The organism is Caulobacter sp. 602-1 (genome assembly GCF_003931565.1).
Lineage (GTDB): Bacteria > Pseudomonadota > Alphaproteobacteria > Caulobacterales > Caulobacteraceae > Caulobacter.
Window position 1 is genome coordinate 238,797 of sequence record NZ_RRYI01000007.1, and the last position, 19,951, is coordinate 258,747.

A 19,951-nucleotide genomic window follows, 5' to 3' on the forward strand; every position below is an offset into this window, starting at 1 on the left:
ATCTCCTTACACCCGCTCGATCAGCATGGCGCCGCCCTGGCCGCCGCCGATGCATTCGGTGGCGATGCCGCGCCTCAGGTCGAGGCGCTCCAGGGCGTTGACCAGATGCAGCACGATGCGGTTGCCGCTGGCCCCGACCGGATGACCCAGGCTGACCGCGCCGCCATCGACGTTCAGCCGGTCGCGATCGATGACGCCGGCGGCGCCAGGCAGGCCCAGCACCTCGCGGCAGAAGCCCTCGTCCTCCCAGGCCGCCAGACAGGCCAGCACCTGGGCGGCGAAGGCCTCGTTCAGCTCCCAGAGCTCGATGTCCCGCAGGCTCAGGCCCGCGCGCTGCAAAAGGGGCGTCGAGGCCAGAACGGGCCCCAGCCCCATGATCGACGGATCCAGGGCCGCCCATTCGCTGTCGAGGATCACGGCGCGCGGCTTCAGCCCGTGCTTCCGCACCGCCTCCTCGGACGCCAGGATCACCCAGGAGGCGCCGTCGGTGATCTGCGAGCTGTTGCCGGGCGTGACCTTGCCGAACGGCCGCTCGAAGGCCGGCTTCAGGGTCGCAAGCTTCTCGGCGCTGCTGTCGGGACGCACGCCATCGTCGTGGTCGTAGACGGTTCCATCACGAGCGAAAGCGGGCTCGACCTCGCCGGACAGCCAGCCAGACTTCTGCGCTCTGGCCAGGCGGTGGTGGCTCTCGACGGCGTAAGCGTCGGCGGCCTCGCGGCTGATGCCGAAATAGTGAGCCAGCACCTCGGCGGTCTGGCCCATGCCGAGGTCGGTGATCGGGTCGGTCAGGCCGCGCTCCAGGCCGATGACCGGCTGCAGCATGTCAGGTCGGAAGCCGGCCATGGCCTTGACCTTGTCGATCGGAGCCTTGGCGCCTTGCAGGCTCGACAGCCATTCGACCGCGGTCTGTTTCAGCACCAGCGGCGCATGACTCAGCGCCTCGGCGCCGCCGGCCAGGATCAGCTCGGACGAACCCTCGCGGATGTAGCGGTAGGCGGTGTCGATCGACTGCATGCCCGAGCCGCAGTTGATGGCCACGGTAAAGGCGGTCATCTCGGGGCCGCAGCCCAGGCGCAGCGCGGCCACGCGGGCGGGGTTCTGCTCGTCGGCGATGACGTTGACGCAGCCGAGGATCACCTGGTCGAAGGCGTCCGGCGCGAAGGGCTGCCGCAACAACAAGGGTCGTCCGCACTGGACGGCGAGGTCGACGGGGGTGAACGGCCCCGGCCCGCCTCGGGCCTTCAGGAACGGCGTCCGCGCGCCGTCGATCACGTAGACAGGTCGGCCGGAAACGACTGGGCTTGGGCTTTGGGCGGTCATCACGCTCCCCTGACTATACGGCTTTCAAACGCCGGACGGTCAAGGTCGCTCCACCGCTACTCCGCCTTTCCGGCTTCGGTGCAGGCCGCGCTGAACACGACGACCGCGGCATCCGCCTTTTCCGGCCATTCCTGGGCGATGACTTGAGGCGCTTCCCTCACCACGTAGATCTTTCCACCATGAACGAGCTCGCCGCTAGGCTCAGCCAAGCGGAAGATGTCGCCGGCCTCAAGTTGCGAGAGAACAGCATCCTTCCAATGGTTCTGGCCGATGAGCACTTGCACCCATCGAGTCTTACCCAGCGCTATCATGAACTACTTGTAATGTTACTGCTCGCCCAGCCGAGTCAGACACATTTTTGACAAGCATTGTCGCGCGATGCCAGAGGACTCACCGGAGATTGCGCGATCCTGTCCAATCTTTAATGCAACGCTGGACGGTTGGGAGAACCGAGCCAAGCCCGTCGAACACGCGCGCGCCAGCCGAGCCGCGTTGATCCGCGCACGCCGCAACGAAGACTTTCTCTATCGCGGCGATAGGAACAATCAATTTTACCAATGGCCGAAAACGGCGGCTCCCTAGGACGCGGTCGGGGGACGACAGCCAGGCGCGAGCAGCGCGGAGGAAACGACGATGGACGCTAAGGTGGACGACAGCGTGCAAGGTCAGTGCCCGATGGGGCATGGCAAAGGCGGCCGAAGCAACCGGGACTGGTGGCCCGAAAATCTCCGCCTGGAAAGTCTCAATCAGCACTCGCCGCGTTCGAACCCGATGGGCGAGGCGTTCAACTACGCCGAGGAATTCAAGACCCTAGACCTGAACGCGGTCATCAATGACCTGCACGCCCTGATGACGGATTCTCAGGACTGGTGGCCCGCCGACTTCGGTCACTATGGCGGCCTCTTCATTCGCCTAGCCTGGCACAGCGCCGGCACCTATCGCACCTCGGACGGGCGCGGCGGCGCCGGTGGCGGACAGCAGCGCTTCGCACCGCTGAACAGCTGGCCGGACAACGCCAACCTGGACAAGGCGCGCCGTCTGCTGTGGCCGATCAAGCAGAAGTACGGCCGCAAGATCTCGTGGGCCGATCTCTATGTGCTGGTCGGCAACGTCGCCCTGGAGTCGATGGGCTTCAAGACGTTCGGCTTCGCTGGCGGCCGCGCCGACCAGTGGGAGCCCGAGGAGCTCTACTGGGGGCCGGAAGGCTCATGGCTGGGCGACGAACGCTACAGCGGCGAGCGTCAGCTGCATCCGGCCCTCGGCGCGGTGCAGATGGGCCTGATCTATGTCAATCCCGAGGGCCCGAACGGCAATCCTGATCCCGTGGCCTCGGCGCGCGACATCCGCGCCACCTTCGCCCGCATGGCCATGAACGACGAGGAGACCGTCGCCCTGATCGCTGGCGGTCACACCTTCGGCAAGACCCACGGCGCGGGCGATCCCTCGTTCGTCGGCCCAGAGCCGGAAGGCGGCCAGATCGAGGATGGCGGCCTGGGCTGGCGCAGCAAGCACGGCACGGGCCTCGGCGCCGACGCGATAACGTCCGGCCTGGAAGTCACCTGGAGCCAGACTCCGACCAGGTGGAGCAACCACTTCTTCGACAATCTCTTCAAGTTCGAATGGGAGCTGACCAAGAGCCCCGGCGGCGCCCATCAGTGGGAAGCCAAGGACGCCCCGGCCGACATCCCGGACGCCTACGACGCGTCTAAGACGCGACGCCCGAGGATGCTGACGTCGGACCTGGCCCTGCGCTTCGACCCGGAATACGAAAAGATCTCGCGCCGGTTCTATGAGAACCCCGACCAGTTCGCCGACGCCTTCGCCCGGGCGTGGTTCAAGCTGACCCACCGCGACATGGGGCCGATCCAGCGCTATCTCGGCCCGCTCGTGCCCAAGGAAACCCTGATCTGGCAGGACCCGATCCCGGCCGTCGACCACCCGCTGATCGACGCCGCCGACGCCAAGGCGCTGAAGGACAAGATCCTGGCCTCGGGCCTGTCGGTCGCCGAGTTGGTGTCGACCGCCTGGGCCTCGGCCTCGACCTACCGCAAGTCGGATAAGCGCGGCGGCGCCAACGGCGCGCGAGTCCGCCTCGCTCCGCAGAAGGACTGGGAGGTCAATGACCCGCCCATCCTGGCCAAGGTGCTATCGACTCTGGAAGGCATCCAGCAGGGCTTCAACGGGACCGGGGGCAAGAAGGTCTCCCTGGCCGACCTGATCGTGCTGGCGGGCAACGCCGCCGTCGAGAAGGCCGCCCGGGACGCCGGTACGTCCATCGAGGTCCCGTTCGCGCCGGGCCGCATGGACGCCTCGGCCGAGCAGACCGACGCGGCGTCGTTCGAGCCGTTGGAGCCGCTGTCGGACGGCTTCCGCAACTATCGCAAGAGCGGCCCGCAGTTCATGTCCCCGGAAGAGGCCCTGGTCGACCGGGCCCATCTGCTGGGCCTGTCGGCGCCGGAAATGACGGTGCTCGTCGGTGGTCTGCGGGTGCTGGGCGCCAACGCCGGCGGAAGCAAGGACGGGGTGTTCACCCACCGCGTCGGCGCGCTCACCAACGACTTCTTCGTCAACTTGCTGAGCATGGGCACGACCTGGGCCCCGACGGCGGTCAACGCCTTCGCCGGCCACGACCGCAAGAGCAGCGAGCCGCGCTGGACCGCCAGCCGCGTCGACCTGATCTTCGGCTCGCACGCCGAACTGCGGGCCTTCGCCGAGGTCTATGCCTGTGCGGACTCGCAGGAGAAGTTCGTGAAGGACTTCGTGGCGGCCTGGACCAAGGTCATGAACGCCGACCGCCTCGACCTGAACTGAAGACAGCGGCTCCCGCCGGAGGTGAAAAAAGGGGCGCTGGCCGGCTTGGCTAGCGCCCCTCGCTTTTAGTCGGCGGCCGCGTGGGCCGCGCCGCTGGCCTTGGCTTTCTTGGTCAGCCAGATCAGCGGGATCAGGATCACGCACAGCCACGCCGAGACGCGGAAGAAGTCCAGGGCCGCCAGCAGATAGGCCTGGTTGACCACCTGGTTGGTGATCGCCCCGACCGCCTGCAGGTGGGTCATGCCCGTCGCCTGCAGCTTGCTCACGGCGTCGAGCCAGGCCGGGCTGCCGGAGCTCATGGTCTCGGCCAGACGGGTCTGGTGCACGGACTCGCCCCGATCCCAGATCGTCGTGGCCAGGGAGGCGGCGAAGCTGCCCGCGGTGATCCGCGAGAAGTTCGACAGCCCCGAGGCCTGCGGCGTCTGCTGGGGCGGGATGCCGTTCAGCGAGATGGTCACCATCGAGATGAAGAACGTGCTCATCGCCACGCCCTGGACCAGCATCGGCATGACCAGCGCCCAGAAATTGGCGTCGGGCGTGTAGCCCGAGCGCATGAAGAAGGACAGGCCGAAGGCGGCCAGCGACAGAGTCGCCATCCAGCGGGCGTCGACCTTGTTCATCAGCCGGGCCATGAACGGCGTCAGCATCACGGCGACCACGCCGCTCGGCGCGGCCACCAGGCCGGCCCAGGTCGCGATGTAGCCCATCCGGGTCTGCAGCCACAGCGGCAGCAGGAGGTTGTTGCCAAAGAACACCGCGTAGCCCAGGCAGAAGGCGATGGTGCCGATCACGAAGTTGCTGGACTTGAACAGCGACAGGTCGACGATCGGGTGCTTCTCGTTCAGCTCCCAGATCACCCAGGCGATGAAGCCGATAATGGCGATCCACATCTCGACGACGATGGCGGGCGAGGAGAACCAGTCGGCCTCCTTGCCGGTGTCCAGCATCACCTGCAGCGCGCCGACCCAGACCAGCAGCAGCATGAAGCCAGTGCGGTCGATCGGCAGCTTGCGGGTCGGGGTCTCGCGGCTGGCCATGTTCCGCCAGCAGACGACGGCGCAGAGGATGCCCACGGGCACGTTGATCAGGAAGATCCACGGCCAGGAGATATTATCGGAGATGTAGCCGCCCAGGATCGGACCGCAGATCGGGGCCACCAGGGTGGTCATCGACCAGATCGCCAATGCCGTGCCCCGCTTGTTGGGCGGGAAGATCATGATCAGCAGGGCCTGGGAGCCGGGGATCATCGGGCCGGACACCGCGCCTTGCAGGATGCGGAACAGGATCAGAGATTCGAGATTCCAGGAGAGGCCGCACAGCAACGAGGCGATCGTGAACAGGATCACCGAGACCACGAAGGTCTTCACGACGCCGTAGCGGCCCATCAGCCAGCCGGTCAGCGGCACCGAGACGCCGTTGGCCACGGCGAAGGCGGTGATCACCCAGGTGCCCTGGCTGGAGCTGACGCCGAGATTGCCGGCGATGGTCGGGATCGAGACGTTGGCGATGGTGCTGTCCAGCACCTGCATGAAGGTGCCCAGGGCCAGGGCGATCGAGGTGACGGCCAGGAGCATCCCGGTCATCGGCGCCGGACCAGCGCCTTGTGATTGTTCGGACGCCATGGGCGGCTCCTAGTAACGGACTACTTCGCGCCTTCGGCGACGTCGATCTTGGCCTTCATGGACAGCCCAACCCGCAGCGGATGCTTGGCCAGTTCGGCGGGGTCCAGGGTGATGCGGACCGGGACGCGCTGGACCACCTTGATCCAGTTGCCCGAGGCGTTCTGAGCCGGGATCAGCGAGAAGGCCGAACCGGTGCCGCCGGCCAGGCCACGGACCTTGCCGTGGAACTTCACGCCGCCGCCATAAAGGTCGGACGTCAGCACCACCGGCTGGCCGGGGACCACCTTGTCCAGTTGCACTTCCTTGAAGTTGGCGTCGACATAGGCCTGGGCGGTCGGCACCACGGCCATCATCGGCGTGCCCATGGCGACCTGCTGGCCAACTTGCACCGACTTGCGGGCGACGACACCGTCGGTCGGGGCGCGGACCACGGTGCGGGCCAGGGCCAGGCGCGCGGCGTCGAGCCGGGCCTGGGCGGCCTTGACCTCGGGGTTCTCGGTGACCGAAACGCCCGAGATCAGCACGGTGTTGACCTCACGCGTGCCGATGGCCGCGTCGCGGCTGGCCAGGGCCTGGGCGCGGCCGGCCTGAGCGGCGTTCAGCGCGGCCTGGGCGTTGGCGAGACGGTTCTGGGCGGTCGTCAGCTCGTCGCCCGAAACGGCGCCCTCGCCCACCAGGGCCTGGCGGCGCGAGAGATCCACGCGGGCGCGATCGACGTCGGCCTTGGCGGCGACGATCTGAGCGTCGGCGCGGGCGACGTCGGCCTGGCGAGCCTCGAACTGGCCGGCCAAGGCGGTGTCGCTGGCGAAGTAACCCTTCACCTTGCGCTCGGCCTGGCCAAGGGCGGCCTCGGCCTGGGCGACGGCGATGCGGGCGTCGGCGTCGTCGATGATGACCAACGGGTCGCCGGCCTTCACGGCCTGGGTCTCGACCACGAAGATCTTGGCCACCGGGCCCGGCGACAAGGCGGTCACCTGGGCGGTTTCGGCCCCGACATAGGCGTCGTCGGTCTCGACATAATGGCTGTCGAAGGCCAGCCACCAGGCGCCGTAGCCCAGCAGGCCGACGGCGACGGCGCCGCCGAGCAGGGTCAGTTGGCGGCGACGCTTGTTGTTGGCGGCGCCATGGCCGCCATTGGCGGGTTGTTGATCGGACATTCGGTGCAAGTCCTAGCGAGCGGATGCTTTGGGGATTGGTTTCAGGCGCCGGTGAAGCCGCCGCCGAGGGCGCGGACCAGGGCGATGTCGAGGGCGAAGGCGCGGCTTTCCAGGTCGGCGACGACCCGGCGCTGGGTCAGGACCGACTGCTCGGCCAGCAGCACCGACTGGTAGGTCGACAACTGCCCCTCGTAGCGCAGACGGGCGATGCGGTAGGCGTTCTCGTTAGCGGCCAGGGCCAAGCGGGCGTCGGCAAGGCGGCTATTGAGCGCCTTCTCGCTGGCGGTGACGTCGGCCACCTCGCGCAGGGCCTGGGTCAGGGCGCCGTCATAGCTGGCCACAGCGGCGTCACGGTCGGCCTCGGCGCCGCGCAGGCCGGCCCGCAGGCGGCCGCCCTCGAAGATCGGCAGGCTCAGGGCCGGACCGACCTGGCCGATGTCCGAGCCGCTGGAGAACAGCTTGTCGAGATAAAGCGACTGGGCGCCGACGAAGCCCGACAGGTTGATGTCCGGATAGAAGGCGGCCTTGGCCTGCTTCGTGCGCGAGGTCGCGGCCTCGGCCCGCCATTTGGCGGCGACCACGTCAGGGCGGCGACCGATCAGGCTGGCGGGCAGGTTTTCCGGCAGGCCGAACGGCTTGATCGACACATTGGCCGGACGGGTGATGGCGAGACCGCGATCGGGACCCGCGCCGACCAGGGCCGCCAGGGCGTTGCGGGTCAGGGCGATCTGCTCGTCGATGGCCGACAGCTCGGCCTTCGAGGCCGGAGGTCCGGCCGCGGCTTGCTCGCTCTCGGCCTTGGTGTCGAGACCATTGGCGACGCGCCTGGAGACGAGGTCCGAGGTCTGCTGGCGCAAGCGCACGGCCTGGTCGGCGACGTCGCGTTGGGCGTAGAGGCGCGACAGCTCCGCATAGGTGGAGGCGATCGCGGTCGACAGGGTCAGGCGGGCCTGGGCGGCGTCGGCCTGGGCGGCCTTGGCCTCGGACGTGGCCGCGGCGACCGCCGCGCGGTTCTTGCCCCAGAAGTCCAGTTCCCAGCTGAAGTCGAGGGCCAGGCGGCCGATATCGTTATAGCCTTGCGGTACGAAGGCGGGCGGGATGCCGGCGTTGTAGCTCTGTTTGCTCTCGGCGGCCGAGGCGCCCAGCGAGACCCGGGGCAGGTCGGCGGACTTGGCCTGGGCGACCAGCGACTGGGCGCGGCGCAGGCGGGCCTCGGCGGCGGCCAGGGTCGGGGAGCCCTTCAGAGCCTCGTCTTCCAGGGCGTTCAGCTGAGCGTCGCCGTAGGCGGTCCACCAAGCGTCGGCCGGCCAGTCGGCGGTCGGGGCAGCCAGGGTCTGGGCGGTCTCATAGGCTTGAGGGGCTTTCGCCACGCGGGCGGGCTGCGCCGGGGGCAGGCTTGCACAGGCGGCCAGCACCAGGGCGCTCGCGGCGGCGAAGAAAGGAACGCTTCGGCGGGGAGAGAAGCTCGGCATGACAGGCGCCTTGATGTGACCGTACGGTATAGTCATATGGTGTGGTGCAAGTAGGCCCCGCTTGCGCCACAGTCAAGGCGACCGTACGGTACGGTCGGAAAAAAGAATTATGCTGCCCGAGACGAAACCCCGCCTGGACCGTGACGCCCGCCGCGAAGCGATCCTCGACATCGCCGCCGAGGTGTTCCTGGCGGAGGGCTACGACGCCGCTTCGATGTCGACCATCGCGGCCAAGGTCGGCGGCTCCAAGAGCACGCTCTACAACTACTTCAAGAGCAAGGAAGAGATCTTCCAGGCCCATATCGAGCGCTATTGCGACTGGCAGCGCGAGGCGATGTTCAGCCTGCTGGATGACGGGGGTGACCTGAAAACCGCCCTCACCCATGTCGGCCGCCGCTACCTGACCAACGTGCTTTCCGAGCGCAACATGCGCCACTTCCGGCTGATCACGGCCGCCGCCGAGCGCACGCCGGACCTTGGCCGCGCCTTCTACGAGGCTGGACCCAGGCGCGGCGCGCAGATCCTCGGCGACTACCTGGCGCGCGCCAAGGCCGACGGCCGCATCCACGCCGAGGATCCGCTGGCCGCGGCGCACCAGTTCATCGGCCTCTGCCAGAACCGCCTGCTGAAGGCCCGGCTGGTCAACTATGTCGGCGAACCCTCCCTCGCCGAAGTGGACGCCGAGGTTCGGGCCGCCGTGGCGACTTTCCTGGCGGCTTTCGGGACGAAGGCGGCTTAGGAACTCGAACGAGCGATCCATTCCTTGTCATCCCGGCCGCGGCGAAGCGGGGAGCCGGGATGACAAGACTAGGGAGCGTAGGCTTCCCAGAATGGGTTGAACGAACCCGTCAAAGAACCTCGAACAACCCCGCCGCGCCCATGCCGCCGCCGACGCACATGGTCACCACGACGTGCTTGGCGCCCCGGCGCTTGCCCTCGATCAGGGCGTGGCCGGTCAGGCGCGCGCCCGACATGCCGTAGGGATGGCCCATGGCGATGGCGCCGCCGTCGACGTTCAGCAGCTCGTCGGGAATGCCCAGGCGGTCGCGGCAATAGACGACCTGACAGGCGAAGGCCTCGTTCAGCTCCCACAGGCCGATGTCGTCGATCTTGAGGTCGAACCGTTCCAAGAGAAGCGGGATGGCGAAGACCGGGCCGATGCCCATCTCGTCTGGCTTGGTCCCCGCCACGGCCATGCCGACATAGCGGCCCAGCGGTTGCAGGCCGCGCTTTTCGGCCAGCCCCGCCTCCATGACCACGCAGGCCGAGGCGCCGTCCGACAGCTGGCTGGCGTTGCCGGCCGTGGCCGTGCCGCCTGGGCGCACGACCTTCAGGGCGGCCAGGCCTTCGAGCGTGGTCTCCGGACGCACGCCCTCGTCGCGCCCCAGGGTCACCTCGCGATGCGAGACCTCGCCAGTCTCCTTATCGGCGACCCTCATGCGAGCGGTCATCGGGACGAGTTCGGCGTCGAAGCGACCCGCCTCCTGGGCCGCTGCGGCGCGATGCTGCGAGGACAGGGCGTACAGGTCGCAGACCTCGCGGGTGACGCCGTAGCGCGCCGCGACCGTCTCGGCGGTGTCCAGCATCGGCATGTAGGCGTCGGGGTGCAAGGCCACGAGCTCGGGATCCTGGTCGACCCGCAGCTGCGGCGTCTGAACCAGGGAGATCGACTCGACGCCGCCGGCGACGATGACGTCCATGCGGTCGACGATGATCTGCTTGGCGGCCGTGGCGATGGTCATCAGGCCCGACGAGCACTGGCGGTCCATGGTCATGCCCGGGACCTCGACCGGCAGGCCGGCCCGCAGCGCCGCCATGCGGCCGATCGTGGCCTGGAAGCCCTGCGGCAACGAACAACCGAGGATGCAGTCCTCGACCTCGTCCGGAGCCACGCGGGCGCGCTGGACCGCGTGAGTCAGGGCGTGGGCGGCCAGGGTCGGCGACGGAGTGTCGTTGAAGGCCCCGCGATAGGCGCGGCCGATCGGCGTACGCGCCGTGGAGACGATGACGGCCTGGCGCATCACGCGCGGCCTCCGACGGCCTTGGCGATCAGACCCGCGCTGGCGACTTCGCGCTCGGCCTGGGTGAAGCCGTAGGCCGGGACGATTTCGCCCGCGCGATCGCTGACGCCGTTCCACTGGCGGATCAGTTGCTCGCCCGCGTCCGCGCCGCCGCCGATATAGCGGCCATCGGTCAGGGTGATGTTGGCGGTGGCGAAGTGGCCTGCGCCGGCGCACAGGATCGTGCGCGTCGGGGCGTCATCCTGGACCAGGGCCAGCAGGCCCGGGCTGACGAAGGCGGGGTCGAGCAAGGCCAGGCTTTCGGCCGATAGCACGCCTTCGGTCATGCCCGTGGCCGCCGTCGGGGCTAGGCAGTTGACCCGCACATTGTATTTTTCGCCCTCGATGGCGAGGGTCTGCATCAGTCCGACCAGCGCCAACTTAGCCGCCCCGTAGTTGGCCTGCCCGAAGTTGCCGTAGAGGCCCGAGGACGAGGTCGTCATGACGATCCGGCCATGGCCCTGCTCGCGCATCAGCGTCCACACGGCCTTGGCGCAGATCGCCGCGCCCATCAGGTGGACGTCGACCACCAGGCGGAAGTCGTCGAGGCTCATCTTGGCGAAGGTCTTGTCGCGCAGGATGCCGGCGTTGCAGATCAGGATGTCGACCCGGCCCCAACGGGCCACGACCTGCTCGACCATGGCGTTGACGGCCGCCTCGTCGGTGACCGAGGCCGCGGCGCCGAAGGCCTCGCCGCCCTGGGCGACGATCTCGGCGGCGACGCGGTCGGCGGCCTCCTGGCCCAGGTCGTTGACCACCACCTTGGCGCCCTGCCCGGCCAGGTACAGCGCGTGGGCGCGGCCGAGGCCACCGCCGGCGCCCGTGACGATCGCGACTCGTCCTTGCAGCATCATGAAACTCTTCCTTTCCTCGCCCCAAAACCGAACGAGCCTGAGGCTCGTCACAAAAGTCACTATCTCGTTAGTGAATATCTTTGACAGAACTGTCCCGCCTAGGGCAAGCCGCTTTAGACCTGAGTCTTGCGCCGCTCGCAGGCCGCAATGAAGCCGGCGGCCATGAAAGCGGCCATCCGCTCCTTCACGGCGTGGAAGTCGTCTGACTTGCAGACCCCGCCCGACAGCTTGTCGATCCGGCCGGTGCGCGCCAGGGTGAGCATCAGGGCGCCCGTCACGAAGTGGTAGCCCCAGAAGATATCGGCCTCCGGGCAATCCGGCAGAGCCTGCTTGAGCAGTCCGATCAGCTTCAGCACCACCGGATCGAAATGCTCGTCCATCAGGGACGCGCCCCACTCCGGCGTGTTGGCGACCTGGGCGCCGAGGGCGGCGTAGTTCTTCCAGCCCTCCCCGCCCTCGATATAGAGGTCGAGATCGGTGTCGAGGAAGGCGCGCAAGGCGCCCTCCACCGTCGGCTTGCCGGCCGAGGCCGCTTCATAGGCCTCCAGCGCCCGCATCCGCCGCTCGCTGGTCACCACCGCCCGGCGCGCGAAGACCGCGTCGAAGAGGGCTTTCTTGTCGTCGAAATAGTAGTTCATCAGCGTGTGGTGCACGCCAACCTGCTTGGCCACGTCCTTCAGGGTGACGCCGTAGAGCCCGTGCTTCGAGAACAGCGCCTCGGCCGCGTCGAGGATCTGCTCCATCTTCTCGGCGCGCTGCTCGGCCTTGGTGGTGGGTCGACGGATCGGGGCGGCTTCGGACACTGAGCGGGACTTCCTGGAGTTGGGCGAGCGGCTTGGACGGACGAAGCGTCAACCGCCGCCGTATTCCGCTCGCAGCCTTATCTTGTCGATCTTGCCGGTCGACGCCAGGGGCATGCGCGGCAGGCGGTAGACGGCGTCGGGGATCCACCAGGTGGCCACTCGGCCCTGCAGCGAAGCCAGCAAGGCCTCGTCGGTGACCTCGCCCTGCGTCTCGACCAGCAGGATCGGCCGCTCGCCCCACTTGGGATCGGACCGGCCGATCACGGCGGCCAGCGACACCTCGGGCAGGGATGCGACCACCGCCTCGATCTCGGCGGGATTGATCCACTCGCCGCCGGACTTGATCAGGTCCTTGGCGCGGCCGGTGATCATCAGGTTGCCCGCCGCGTCAATGCGAGCCAGATCGCCGGTCGGGAACCAGCCATCGGCGTCGGTGGCCGAGGTCTCTTGGCCGAAATAGCGTTCGACCACCGCCGCGCCGCGCACCCGCAGGTGACCTTCGGCGTCGCGTTGCCGGGGTAAGGCTACGCCGTCGGCGTCGGTCAGCAGCAGGTCGACGCCGACGGCCGGACGGCCCGACAACGCGGCCTGCGACGGCGCGTGCAGCGGCGCGACGGTGCCGGAGGGCGACAGCTCGGTCATGCCCCAGCTGGTCTGGACGGTGACGCCCAGGCCCTGCTCGATCCGCTCCATCAGGGCCGGGGGCATCGGCGCGCCGCCGACCATGATGCGCTTCAGCGACGGCAGGCGTTCGCCTGTGGTTTCCAGATGCTCGACCAGACCCAGCCAGACGGTCGGCACTCCGACCCCGACCGTGACGCCCTCCGCGGCGATCAGGCGGCTCAGGCTGGCGCCATCGGCGTTGCGGCCGGGGAGGACGAGCTTGGCGCCCACCGCCGGGGCCGCGAACGGCAAGCCCCAGGCATTGGCGTGGAACATCGGCACCACCGCCAAGACGGCGTCGGCGCTCGAGATCGCCATCACGTCCACCTGCAAAGCCCGCAGGGTGTGGAGATAGCTGGAGCGGTGGGTGTAGGTCACGCCCTTGGGCGCGCCCGTGGTGCCCGAGGTGAAGCACAGGCCGCTAGGCGCGGTCTCCTCGAACTGGCCCCAGATCGCGTCCGGGCTGGCGGCGGCGATCAGTGGCTCCAGGGCTTGGCCTTCCGACGCCTCGCCGTCGATGACCAGCAGGCGTTCGACGCCCGGCGCGGCGTCCATGATCTTGCGGGCCAGGGGCGCGAGGTCGGCCGAGGCGATCAGCAATTGGGCCTGAGACTGGACGATCATCGCCGCCAGTTGCTCGGCGGTCAGGCGCGGGTTCAGCGTGTGGCACACCGCGCCCATGCCCATGATCGCGTACCAGACCTCGACATGGTCCTGGGTGTTCCACGCCAGGGTGGCGACGCGGTCGCCCTTGCGGACGCCTAGCCCCGCCAGGACAGAAGAGACCCGAAGGCTACGATCGCGGAGATCCGCGTAGCCGACGCGGTCGATCCGTCCGCCCTCGCGCGCGGTCACCACCTGGCCGTCGGGCTGCCACTTGGCGGCGTGGTCCAGGAACTTGTCGAGCGTCAGGGCGAAGGCCTGCATCTCGCCGTCAATCGTCGGCGCACTACTTATCGGCACTGAGTCACTCCAGAGGGAAGCGGCGGCGCGACGACGCCGACGTTCCAGTTCCAGGGCGTATCGCCCCGGGCGCGTCGGCGGCACATCACCGCCTCGTTCAGTTCGTACATGCCAGGGCGCAGATGCACGCCCGGCTGGGGCGCCGCGACGAAGGCCATGTAGGCGCGCTCGGCGCCGTAGGGCCTCCAGGCCGGCTGACCGGCGGCCTTGGGCGCGCCGTCCTTGGCGAACGAGGCCCAATAGTCGCCCATGGCCGCCGTCAGCCTGGCCTCCTCGGGGGTGTCCGGGTTCTTCGGCCAGGCCGGCGGCGCGCTCTTTGCCGAGCCGAAGACGTAGGGCAACTCGCTGGCGTGAAAGCCATGCAGGCCGGCCGCGTCGGCGGCCGGATAGCCATGGTCGAACAGGTAGAAATAGCCCGCCTGGCCGACGGCGGTCTGCTTGGCCACGAGACGCTCGGCGGTCCAGCCATAGAGCGCGTCACGGGTGGTCAGCAGCACGCTCTCGGGCACGTCGCTGGACGGATAGAGCTTGAGGAAGTTGTCCGCGAGATCGCCGTAGCGCGCCCGGATTTCCTTCTCGTAGGCCGCGGCGTCGGCCGGCGGCGGGGGAGCTAGGAAGCGCAACGAGCGGATCTCGCCGCTGTTGAAGCCGGCCAGGATCGGCACATGGGCCTGCTCGCCGGCGTCGAACGTGTCGACCAGCTGCTTGGGCAGCACCTTGCCGTCGACCGCGCCGAAGGTCTGAAAGCCGGCCAGAAGGGCGTTGGTCGTCAGGGTCTCGGCGTCCATGGCCCGAAGGTCGGCCAGGGACTTTGCGCCCAGCTTGGCGGCGGTGGCCGCGCCCATGGTCTCGGCCGGGACGTGGCCGAACCTCGGCTCACGCAGCTCCGGCGTCGAGACCATGTAGGCGCTCTGGGCGATGGCCTTGCTGAACAGCCCCCGGGCCGGCGGCGAGGCCATCAGGTACATGACGCTCAAGCCCCCCGCGGACTCGCCGGCGATCGTGACCTTGGCCGGGTCGCCCCCGAAGGCGGCGATGTTCTTCTGGACCCACTTCAGCGCCGCGATCTGATCGAGCAGGCCGTAGTTGCCCGAGACGTGATCGGGCGACTCCGCGCTGAGCTCGGGATGGGCCATATAGCCCAGCACGCCGAGGCGGTAGTTGATCGAGACGACCACGACACCGCGCCTGGCCAACGCCGCGCCATCGTAAAGACCCTCGGCGCTGGAGCCGCCGATCAGCGACCCGCCGTGGATCCAGACCAGCACCGGGGCTTTCGCGGCCTTGGCTGGCGTCCACACGTTCAGCGACAGGCAGTCCTCGCTAAACGCCTTCAACGGCGAGGCGTAGATGCTGCCCGGACGCGGCTTGGGCTGCAGGCAGGACGGGCCGAAGTCCAGAGCGTCGCGGACGCCGCTCCAGCTGGCCGCGGCGGCGGGCGGCTTCCAGCGCAGCGTTCCGACGGGCGGCGCGGCGTAGGGAATCCCCTTGAAGATCTCGAGGCCGTCCTGGGCCACGCCGCGCACCGCGCCGGCCGGAGCCTTGACCACGGGAGCCTCGGCGCGGGCGGCGGCCGGCGCGAGCGCCAGGGCCGCCAGGGCCGGGACGAGTAGACGTTTACACAAGCTGCTCACCGCCGCCTCCTAGAACGCATAGCCCAACCGCACCCCGGCCGTGCGCGGCCGCATGGTCGCGAACCGGCTGGCGATGAAGGCCTCGGGGTGGACGTAGGTGACCGAGTGGTCGTCGAAGAGATTCTCGACATAGGCTCCGACCGTCGTGTCGCCCATGGCCACGGCGAAGGTGGCGTTCACGTTCTGATACGAGTCCGTGAAGCCGTAGGTCGCGCTGGTCACTGTGGGCTGGCCCGGCACGTGCGGGAACGAGCCGGGATAAGAGCCCACATGCTGCAGCACGACCGACAGGTTGGCCTTGGCCTTCGGCGTCAGGTCCCAGCCGTAGTTGACGAACAGCGAGCCCTGCACCTTCGGCGAGGCCAGGCGCGCGCCGACCACCGCGCCGGAGATCGCCGCCTCGGCCGGGGTCAGCTCGGTGACCTTGGCCTCGTTCAGCGAGCCGTTCAGGCCGATGGTCAGGCCCTTGGCGGGGAAGGCCAACAGCTCCAGCTCGATCCCCTTGCTGCGCGCCGCGCCGATGTTGGTGGCGAACTGAACGCTATCGGAGACGCGGTTGGCCTGGACCTGGATGTTGCTCCAGTCGATCAGGTAGACAGCGAGATTGGCCGAGACCAGACCGTTCAGGAAACGGCCCTTGGCCCCGACCTCGTAGTTGGTCAGGTCGTCGGACGAGGCGCCGTTCGGGATGATCAGGTCGCTGGGATTGACCAGGCTGGCCCGGCCGGCGAAGGCGTTGACCACCGGCGTGCGGAAGCCGGTCGACACCGTGGCGTAGGTCGTCAGGGTCGACGACGGCTTGTAGGACAGGCTGACCTTGAACGAGGGCTTGCTGCCCGTCGCCTTGACGCCGCTGGCCGCCGTGAACGGCGTCAGGGTCAGCGGCCCGCGGATGCCGAACAGGGCGTTGGTCAGATAGGCGCTGCTATAGCCGCCGGCCTCGGTGAAGCCCTGGGCCTCGACCCGGCCGTAACGCATGCCGCCGGTCAGCCAGACCTTGTCGCTGAAGTGATAGGTCAGCTGGCCGAAGGCGGCCTTTTCCTGCGAATTTATGTGCGTGTACTGGCGCTGATAGTACTCGTCCGGCAGGCCGGTGATGCCGTGCGAGGTCAGGAAGGCCGGGTTGGAGCGGTAGAAGTAGTCCACGTCCAGGCGGCGATCGAGGTAGAAGCCGCCGACCACCCAGTCGAGCTTGCCGCCCGGATCGGACGCCAGACGCGCCTCCTCGACAAAGGTCTTCTGGAAGCCCCCGGCGTCGAGGGCGAAGGCGATGGCGCCGCCGAACGTGCCGGCCAGGTCGACATAGAACTTCTGATCGAACTTCGAATAGGTCGACGAGCTGGTGAAATGCGCGCCGTCGAACTGGTAGTCGACCGTGACGTTGTGGCTGCGCAGCTTGCCCACGAACAGATCCGGCCGATCCGAGACCCGCTTGTTCCGCCCCAGGGCCGGATTGACCATCGACGAGTCCTTCGGGTTGCTGTCCTCGTACGAGAACAGCGCCTTCACCGACAGGCGGTCGGTGGGTTTCCACAGCAACGTCGCGCGGCCGCCCCAGTCGACCAGGGTGTTGGAGTTATGGACGCCTGTCCCGAGGTTATCGAGATAGCCTTCCTCGTGCCGGTAGAAGCCGACCAGGCGCAGGGCCAGCTTGTCCTGGATGATCGGCATGTTGAGCATGCCGTTGTAGCGCTGGCGCAGGGAGTCCGAACCGGTCAGGCCGAAGTCGACCAGGGCCGCGCCCTCGCGGCTCGACAGGTTCGGCGCCTTGGTCAGGATGCGCAGCGCGCCCGACAGCGAGCCCGAGCCGAACAGCGTACCCTGCGGGCCACGCAGGAACTCCACCCGCTCGACGTCGAACAGATTCGGATCCAGCACCGTGGTGTTGCCGATCGTCGAGATCGGCAGCTCGTCGATATAGACGGCCACCGTGCTCTGCAGGTTGGCGCCGTAGCCGTTGGTCGCGATGCCCCGGGCGGTGAAGTTGTTGAAGTTGGCGGTGGCGCGGTTCAACACCACGCCGGGCGTCTGACGGGCCAGGCCCTCGAAGCCGACGATGCCCTTGGCGGTCAGCTCCTTCTGATCGAAGGCGGTGACGCTGAGCGGCACGTCCTGCAGCTTCTCGGGACGGCGGGTCGAGGTGACGATGACTTCTCCCACCAGATCAGCGTCCTTGCGGTCGCCCCTCCCCTGATCGTCGCTGGCCGACTGGGCCGCGACCTGTGTGGCGAATGATACGAGCGCGACGGCGCAAGCCGACGCCAGCTGGCCAGCCTTCATGTCGTTCCTCCCCGAACGAGCGTCGATCGTCTTCACGTCGACTTTTATGGGGGCACGGTGAGCGTGATCTTCGCGCCTGTCAACACTCACTCACTCGCGTGTGAATATTGACGAAGCCTCGAACTTGGGCGCATGCTCCGAAACAGGCCAAGCTCAAGAATGGCCGCTGGGAGGATGCCTTGAAGATCACGCGCGCAATAACGCCGCGGCCCCGTCCGCACGCCCGGATGGCCGCTCGATGAACGCTCATTCTTCTGTCCGCGGACCCATCTCCGACAAGGAGGCCTCCCAACCCGTCGGCGGTCGCGCCTGGCTGGTGCTGGCCATGCTGTGGTTCGTCTATGTGCTGAACTTCCTGGACCGGCAGCTGATGTCGATCCTGGCCAAGCCGATCCAGGACACCCTGCACGTCTCCGACAGCCAGCTAGGCCTCATCGGCGGGCTCTATTTCGCGATGTTCTACTGCTTTATCGCCATTCCGGTGGGCTGGCTGGCCGACCGCACCAACCGCGTGGCGGTGCTGTCCCTGGCCTGTGGGATCTGGAGCGCGGCGACCGTGGCCTGCGGCCTGTCGCGCGGCTATGGCGAGTTCGCCTTCGCCCGGATGACCGTCGGCTTCGGCGAGGCCGGCGGGGTGCCGCCCTCCTATGCGATCATCTCCGACTACTTCCCGGCCGGCCGGCGGGGGACGGCGTTGGGCATCTATAACCTGGGGCCGCCCGTGGGCGCGGCGCTGGGCATCGCGTTCGGCGCGGCGATCGCCGCGGCGTTCAATTGGCGCTACGCCTTCGTGATCCTGGGCGTCGTCGGCCTGGTCGCCGCCGTGATCCTGCCGCTGATCGTCAAGGAACCGCCTCGGGGCGGCCTGGACGGGGCCGAGATCAAGGTCGCCAAGGCCGGCTTCTGGTCGACCCTGAAGATGTTCTTCTCACGCCCCACCCTGGTGCTGGCCGCGCTGGGCAGCGGCGCGACCCAGTTCGTCACCTATGGCCTGGGCAACTTCACCACCCTGTTCCTGATGCGCGAGAAGGGCATGGCGCTCAACGAGGTCGCCGTCTGGTACGCCCTTGTCGTAGGCGTCGGCATGAGCGCTGGCATCTTCGTCTCGGGCCGGGTGATCGACCGCTTCCGCAAGAAGTCCAAGGTCGTCTACGCCATGGCGCCGGTCATCTCACTGACCCTCGCGATCCCGTTCTATGTCGGCTTCGTCTGGGCGCCGACCTGGCCACTGGCCCTGGCCCTGCTGATCGGCCCGACCTTCCTGAACTACTTCTACCTGTCGTCGTCTGTGGCGCTGGTCCAGGAGGAAGTGCGGCCCGACCAGCGGGTGATGTCCGGCGCCCTGCTGCTGCTGGTCATGAACTTCATCGGCCTGGGCCTGGGCCCCACCTATGTCGGCGCGGCCAGCGATTTCTTCAAAGCCAGCCACCCGCACAACTCGCTGCAGATGGCGCTCTACACCCTGATCCCGTTCTACGTCATCGCGATCGGATTGTTCCTGTGGCTGGCTCGGATCTTCCGCCGGGCTGAGCAGAGCTAGAGACCGCGCGCGGGCTTCATTCCTTCAGGGCGATGAAGCCCGCCGCCATGAACCGCGCGATCCGCTTCTTGATCGCCGGAAAGTCGTCGGAGTGGCAAAGGCCGCTGGACAGCCGGTCGATCCGGCCCGTCCGCGCCAGGGTGTTCATCAGGGCGCCCGACACGAAATGATAGCCCCAGAAGATCTCCTCGTCGGCATAGTCCGGCAGGGCCCGCTTGAGGATGCCGACCAGCTTCAGGACCACGGGGTCGAAATGCTCGTCCATCAGCGCCGCACCCTCGGGCGTGTTGCTGACCCGGGCGCAGAACGCCCCGTAGTTCATCCAGTGCTCGCCGCCCTCGTAATAGAGGTCGAGGTCGGTATCGAGAAAGGCGTGCAGCGCGCCCTCGACGGTCGGCCTGTCGCCCACCGCCTGCTCGTATTGCTCCAGGGCGATCATCCGCCGACCGGACGTGACCCCCGCCCGCCGAGCGAACACGGCCTCGAACAGGTTGGTCTTGTCCTTGAAATAGTAGTTGAGCAGCGTGGTGTGGATGCCCACCCGCACGGCCACGTCGCGCAGCGTCACGCCATGGAGACCGTTCTGCGAGAACAGGTACTCGGCCGCGTCCAGAATCTGCTCGAGGCTCTGGGCGCGCTGCTCGGCCTTGGTGCGCGGGCGCTCCTTGGCCTCCTCCGCGGTGGCTCCTGCCAAACCGTCCTCCTGGTCCTAAAGTCCGCCGCGTAGTCGGCCCGGCGCGCCCCTGTCAATCGTTCCCATAACGGCAATCGC

The 19,951-nt window shown here is 68.1% G+C and carries 15 protein-coding genes; 3 read left to right on the forward strand and 12 right to left on the reverse strand.

The window, feature by feature from the left end:
• Positions 1-6 precede the first annotated feature (6 nt).
• Positions 7-1,320, reverse strand: coding sequence for an acetyl-CoA C-acetyltransferase (locus EIK80_RS20325; RefSeq protein ID WP_125158831.1), 1,314 nt, complete (start codon positions 1,318-1,320; stop codon positions 7-9).
• A gap of 56 nt (positions 1,321-1,376) precedes the next feature.
• A complete protein-coding gene (locus tag EIK80_RS20330) occupies positions 1,377-1,604 on the reverse strand; it encodes a hypothetical protein (protein ID WP_125158832.1) in 228 nt (75 codons plus the stop codon).
• 349 nt (positions 1,605-1,953) lie between these two features.
• On the opposite strand from EIK80_RS20330, the gene katG reads away from it, so the two are divergent.
• Positions 1,954-4,131: a catalase/peroxidase HPI gene (gene katG, locus EIK80_RS20335; RefSeq protein ID WP_125158833.1), complete on the forward strand. Its 2,178-nt coding sequence runs from the start codon at positions 1,954-1,956 to the stop codon at positions 4,129-4,131.
• A 65-nt stretch (positions 4,132-4,196) separates the two neighbouring features.
• Here the strand turns inward: katG and EIK80_RS20340 are convergent, their stop codons facing one another.
• Genes EIK80_RS20340 through EIK80_RS20350 form a run of 3 tightly spaced genes read right to left on the reverse strand, consistent with a single transcriptional unit; the run spans position 4,197 to position 8,382 of the window.
• Positions 4,197-5,753, reverse strand: a complete 1,557-nt coding sequence (locus EIK80_RS20340; RefSeq protein WP_125158834.1) for a DHA2 family efflux MFS transporter permease subunit — start codon at positions 5,751-5,753, stop codon at positions 4,197-4,199.
• Positions 5,754-5,773: 20 nt separating this feature from the next.
• A complete protein-coding gene (locus tag EIK80_RS20345) occupies positions 5,774-6,910 on the reverse strand; it encodes an HlyD family efflux transporter periplasmic adaptor subunit (RefSeq protein WP_125158835.1) in 1,137 nt (378 codons plus the stop codon).
• Positions 6,911-6,951: 41 nt separating this feature from the next.
• Positions 6,952-8,382 carry an efflux transporter outer membrane subunit gene (locus EIK80_RS20350; RefSeq protein ID WP_125158836.1) on the reverse strand — a complete coding sequence of 477 codons (1,431 nt, stop codon included), beginning with the start codon at positions 8,380-8,382 and terminating at the stop codon, positions 6,952-6,954.
• Positions 8,383-8,491: 109 nt separating this feature from the next.
• On the opposite strand from EIK80_RS20350, the gene EIK80_RS20355 reads away from it, so the two are divergent.
• Entirely contained in the window at positions 8,492-9,121 is a 630-nt protein-coding gene (locus EIK80_RS20355) for a TetR/AcrR family transcriptional regulator (RefSeq protein WP_125158837.1), read from the forward strand.
• Between the two features lie 109 nt (positions 9,122-9,230).
• On the opposite strand, the gene EIK80_RS20360 is transcribed toward EIK80_RS20355, so the two are convergent.
• The 6 genes from EIK80_RS20360 to EIK80_RS20385 form a co-directional block, all read right to left on the reverse strand.
• Complete coding sequence (locus tag EIK80_RS20360; RefSeq protein ID WP_125158838.1) at positions 9,231-10,403, reverse strand: acetyl-CoA C-acyltransferase; 1,173 nt, start codon at positions 10,401-10,403, stop codon at positions 9,231-9,233.
• On the reverse strand, positions 10,403-11,296 hold the full coding sequence (locus EIK80_RS20365; RefSeq protein ID WP_125158839.1) for an SDR family NAD(P)-dependent oxidoreductase: 894 nt from the start codon (positions 11,294-11,296) through the stop codon (positions 10,403-10,405). Before EIK80_RS20365 ends, EIK80_RS20360 begins: the two co-directional genes overlap by 1 nt.
• A 113-nt stretch (positions 11,297-11,409) precedes the next feature.
• Positions 11,410-12,039 (reverse strand): TetR/AcrR family transcriptional regulator, encoded by a 630-nt coding sequence (locus tag EIK80_RS20370; RefSeq protein WP_125158862.1) that lies wholly within the window; start codon positions 12,037-12,039, stop codon positions 11,410-11,412.
• Between the two features lie 108 nt (positions 12,040-12,147).
• Positions 12,148-13,689 carry an AMP-binding protein gene (locus tag EIK80_RS20375; RefSeq protein WP_125158863.1) on the reverse strand — a complete coding sequence of 514 codons (1,542 nt, stop codon included), beginning with the start codon at positions 13,687-13,689 and terminating at the stop codon, positions 12,148-12,150.
• A 26-nt stretch (positions 13,690-13,715) separates the two neighbouring features.
• Entirely contained in the window at positions 13,716-15,359 is a 1,644-nt protein-coding gene (locus EIK80_RS20380; protein WP_199743559.1) for a carboxylesterase/lipase family protein, read from the reverse strand.
• Positions 15,360-15,368: 9 nt separating this feature from the next.
• A complete protein-coding gene (locus tag EIK80_RS20385) occupies positions 15,369-17,639 on the reverse strand; it encodes a TonB-dependent receptor (RefSeq protein WP_125158840.1) in 2,271 nt (756 codons plus the stop codon).
• A 238-nt stretch (positions 17,640-17,877) separates the two neighbouring features.
• On the opposite strand from EIK80_RS20385, the gene EIK80_RS20390 reads away from it, so the two are divergent.
• Entirely contained in the window at positions 17,878-19,179 is a 1,302-nt protein-coding gene (locus EIK80_RS20390; RefSeq protein WP_125158841.1) for an MFS transporter, read from the forward strand.
• A 16-nt stretch (positions 19,180-19,195) separates the two neighbouring features.
• Here the strand turns inward: EIK80_RS20390 and EIK80_RS20395 are convergent, their stop codons facing one another.
• The gene (locus EIK80_RS20395; protein WP_125158842.1) at positions 19,196-19,873 is read right to left on the reverse strand and encodes a TetR/AcrR family transcriptional regulator; all 678 of its coding nucleotides are present in this window, start codon (positions 19,871-19,873) and stop codon (positions 19,196-19,198) included.
• Positions 19,874-19,951 lie beyond the last annotated feature (78 nt).